Here is a 3,934-nt window from a genome sequence, read left to right on the forward strand (position 1 = left end):
GTCTCGTTCGCGTATGGATGGACGCCGGATGCCGCAGCCCAGCCAGCGATACAATCGCGCCCAACTCGCCCAGGAAGCCAATCTGAGGGCTCAGGTTCCAACCGGAGCCCTCACCTTCGCGTGGCGCGGCCGCGCCGGGACGCGCACGCTCTCGCTGTCCTTCGCGCTGAGCGGGACGCTGCTCGTGACCGCCCTCGCCCTGTCGCTGTGGGGCGTGGCCGTCACCAGCTATCTCGCCTTCAAGGACGACATCATCGGCGGCGTGATGAGCCGGCAGGCGGCCCTCCAGCACGGTTACGAGGACCGAATCCGCGAGTTGCGTGGCCAGGTCGACCGCATGACCAGCCGCCAGATGGTCGACAAGACCGAACTGGAGCGGCGCGTCGATCAGGTGGCTCGCCGGCAGGCGCTCCTGGAGACGCGGCAGGCCATCGTCAGCTCGCTGAAGGAATCGGCCGGCGCGCCGCCGGCACCCACCCGGATCGGCGCGATGGTTCCGGGTCGGAGCGCGGCGGCATCGCCCGCCCCTCGGCCGGCGGTCGCCGGTGATACGGTGCGCCTGACCCCGCCGGTTGAGCGCCAGTCGCGCCTCGAATCGCGCGTCGTCGTCGCAGCAATTCCGCAACCGACCTTCGCCCTCGCCGCGGAACCGTCGCATCTCGATGTCGTCGCCCGCGTGGAGCGCTCGCTCGATCGCGTCGAACAGAGCCAGCATGGCCTGCTCCAGGGCCTCGAGACCCGCACCGAACGGCGCGCCAAACGCATCCGCGCCATGCTCGCCGAACTCGGGCTCGCGGAAACGCGCCTCGCTCCGGCGGCACGGGGCGGTTCGACGGCGGGGACCGGCGGCCCGCTCATTCCGCTGTCGGCTCCGATGCCCGATGCCTCGCCCTTCGAGAAACAGGTGTTTCGCCTTCAGACGGTCATCCGCGACCACGACAGGCTGAACCGCCTCGTCGCCAGCATCCCGATCGCCCGTCCCCATTCGGGGGAACTCGAACTGTCGTCGGGCTTCGGCGCGCGCCTCGATCCGTTCCTCCGGACCTGGGCCATGCATTCGGGGATCGACTTTCGCGGCGCCACCGGCGAGCCGGTCTTCGCCTCCGGCAGCGGCCGGGTGAGCCATGCCGCCTCGCTCGGCGGCTATGGCCTGCTCGTCGAGATTGACCACGGCAACGGCATCAGCACCCGCTACGCCCATCTCTCCCGCATCGAGGTGAAGGAGGGCGACCTGGTCGGCGTCGGCCAGCGGGTCGGACGCGTCGGCTCGACGGGCCGGTCGACCGGGCCGCACCTGCACTACGAGACCCGGGTCAACGGCGAGGCCGTCGATCCCATGCGCTTCGTGCGCGCCGGCGTGAGGCTCGCTTCCGCCGACTGACGCGACCCCGCTGCGGGTCGGACGTGCATGAACATCGTCATTCCCCGCGCGGGACAACTCGGGAGAGGATCCGTGACGGATCTGTTTCTGGCCTATCGGCGATCGGACAAGAGCCGCGTCGACATCGTCCGGCAGGCGCTGGCCGATCTCGCCGTCTCCATCCAGCCTGACATCGAACCCAAGGGCCGCGGTGCAGCCAAGGCCCTGCGCGAGGCGGCGGCCGGTGCGCGCGCCCTTCTCGCCCTCTGGCCGGCCGAAATCCTCGACCCGACCGAGAACCATGCCGGCCTTTACGGCCTCGCCCGCGGCGCTCACGACGGCGGACGGCTCGTCGTGGCGCGGCTCAGTCTCCTGGCGACGGACAAGCTGGAACCGCCGTTCGACGCCCTGCCGACGCCGGACCTGTCGGGCTGGCTCGCCAGCCCCGACGCGAAGGATCCCGCCTGGCAGTCGCTGCTGGTGACGCTCGGCGCCAAACTCGACCGGCCGGGCCTTGCCGAACTCGCGCTCGCGATCTCAACCGACCGCGAGGCGGAGGGCGAACCGGCACAGGTGGCCTTCGCCCGCCGCCATCCCGACGACCCGGCGACGCCAGCGATCTGGGCTCGATTCGAGGGCACCGAGCGCGAGCATTTCGCCGCCGAATTCCGCAAGGTCCATGGCGTGCTGCAGGAACGCAGCACGGCGGCGCAGGACCGGCTGAAGGCGCAGCTGGAGGCCTTCGCCGCCTATCTCAAGGCGGTGCGGACCGATGCGCAGGCGATGCCGCCCGACCCGCGCGCGGCGATGGCGGACGGTGCCGCGGCGCTGCGCGACAGCGTTGCGCGCCTGTCCGGCGAGAACGAGCGGTTGCGGACCGCACTCGACCGTGCCGCGGCCGCTCCGCCGCCCGCACCGGCCAACGGCAATCTCCCGCTCAAGTGGATCGGCATTTCCGCCGCTGCCTTTCTCGTCGGCAGCATGGCGGCGGCCGGTGTGACCGAATTCGCCGGCCCCCTGCGCGGCGATTCCCATCCGCGGATCGCGGCGCTAGCGAAGGCCGCCGGCGAGAAGGCGCAGGTCGCCTCGAGCGCCGCGGCGGAACTCGCCCGGCTGCGCGAGCAGTCACGGACGGCGGCGCGCCGAGCCGAGACGGCGGAAGCCAACCTGCGCATTGCCCGCACCCAACTCGCCCACAGCCAGACCGAACTGATCCAGCGGCAGACCCAGACCGCGGATGCGACGGGCCAGGCACGCCGAAGCCAGACAGACCTGCAGGCCGCGCAGGCCGCCATCACCGTCGCCGAGAAGAAGGCTCAGGAGGCCGCAGCCCGGGTCGCCAGCCTGGAGGGCGAGGTACAGTCGCTCCGCCAGATCGCGACCACCGCTGCCGACAATGCCGTCACCACCGGCTCGGTCCGGCCGCGCCCGGCGCCAGACGCCGCGACACCGGCCCCGTCGGCCGAGACCCCGGCGGCGCCGCAGGTCGCCCCGATGCCGCAGCCCCGCCCCGACGGCGATGTCACCGGGTCGGTGCCGCCCGCTCCGCCTCCGGCGGTCGAGGGTCCCTATCGCCACCGAAGGGACCGCTGGTCCTTCGCCATTCCCGACGGCTTCCGGCTCGACAGCGACAACGACCTGCCGGGGCCGGTCAATTCGGTGCTGGTACACGAACAGAACCGCGATGCCGTCGTCGTGGTCAGCGCCAACCATGCACGCGGCGCCTGCACGGCGCAGGCCTGGTACTGGGACACGATCATCGAAGGCGCCCGGCCGCGCCGCGGCGACGTGATGAGCGATGCGGGCCTGCCGCCTGGCGAAGGCGGCTTCCGCGGCTTCTCGGTCCGCGGACGCGGCGTATTGCAGGGCGACCGCTTCCGTACCGATCTCGACTACTACGACCTCGTGGCGCAGAAGCGGAACGAGCCCGGCGTGGTCTATCTGGTCCAGGCCCGCTTCCCGCGCGCTATGGCAAGCGAGATGATCCGCTCTGTCAACGAGATGTGGCGGGATTTCGAAGTGACCGGGCCGCGGGCCTATCCCACGCGGTGCTGAGGCGAACCGAACACCGGACAACACAAAAAGGCCGCCCCGAGGGCGGCCTTTCCGTTCCGCACTGTCGGCAATGATCAGTAGCGGGCGACGACCGCCGAGGGGCCGGTCGAGAACAGGTATGTCACGCCGACACGCACTGCATGCGAGCGCGGGTTGTGTCGGTAGGTGAAGCCGGGGAAGGCGACGAGGCTCGCGTTGGAGACGCGACCATAGTCGGAATAGCGGTACTCGAGCCGGGCGGTCCAGTTCGGCGTGAAGGCATATTCGACACCGGCGCCGACGGTCCAACCAGCCTGGGTTCGGGTGAAGTTCTCGATGATGGCCGGGGTAAAATAGCCGTAGCGCAACTGGGCCACGCCAAGACCGCCGGTCACGTAGAACACGGCGCGATCGACCGCGATACCGCCACGCAGACGCAGCGAACCCTGGAAATTCGACCGGAACCGCGTTCCATTGCCGCCGAGCAGCGTATAGCCGCCGCTGACGCCCGAGGCCTCGATATCGCCTTCGACGCCGAGG

General features: G+C 70.7%; 3 protein-coding genes. 2 read left to right on the forward strand and 1 reads right to left on the reverse strand.

Annotated features, from left to right (window positions below; translation table 11 throughout):
• Nucleotides 1–28 precede the first annotated feature (28 nt).
• Nucleotides 29–1,381 carry a M23 family metallopeptidase gene (locus Q8O26_RS12690; protein ID WP_305576128.1) on the forward strand — a complete coding sequence of 451 codons (1,353 nt, stop codon included), beginning with the start codon at nucleotides 29–31 and terminating at the stop codon, nucleotides 1,379–1,381.
• Nucleotides 1,382–1,453: 72 nt separating this feature from the next.
• Nucleotides 1,454–3,415, forward strand: coding sequence for a hypothetical protein (locus tag Q8O26_RS12695; protein WP_305576130.1), 1,962 nt, complete (start codon nucleotides 1,454–1,456; stop codon nucleotides 3,413–3,415).
• Nucleotides 3,416–3,489: 74 nt separating this feature from the next.
• Here Q8O26_RS12695 and Q8O26_RS12700 read toward each other — a convergent pair.
• A partial coding sequence (locus Q8O26_RS12700; protein WP_305576132.1) for an outer membrane protein occupies nucleotides 3,490–3,934 on the reverse strand: 445 nt, incomplete at its 5' end.

It is taken from the genome of Phreatobacter sp. (genome assembly GCF_030691135.1).
GTDB lineage: Bacteria > Pseudomonadota > Alphaproteobacteria > Rhizobiales > Phreatobacteraceae > Phreatobacter.

Coding starts and splice junctions, on each gene's coding strand:
- Q8O26_RS12690 (WP_305576128.1), top strand. CDS start 29: ATGCCGCAGCCCAGCCAGCGATACAATCGCGCCCAACTCGCCCAGGAA.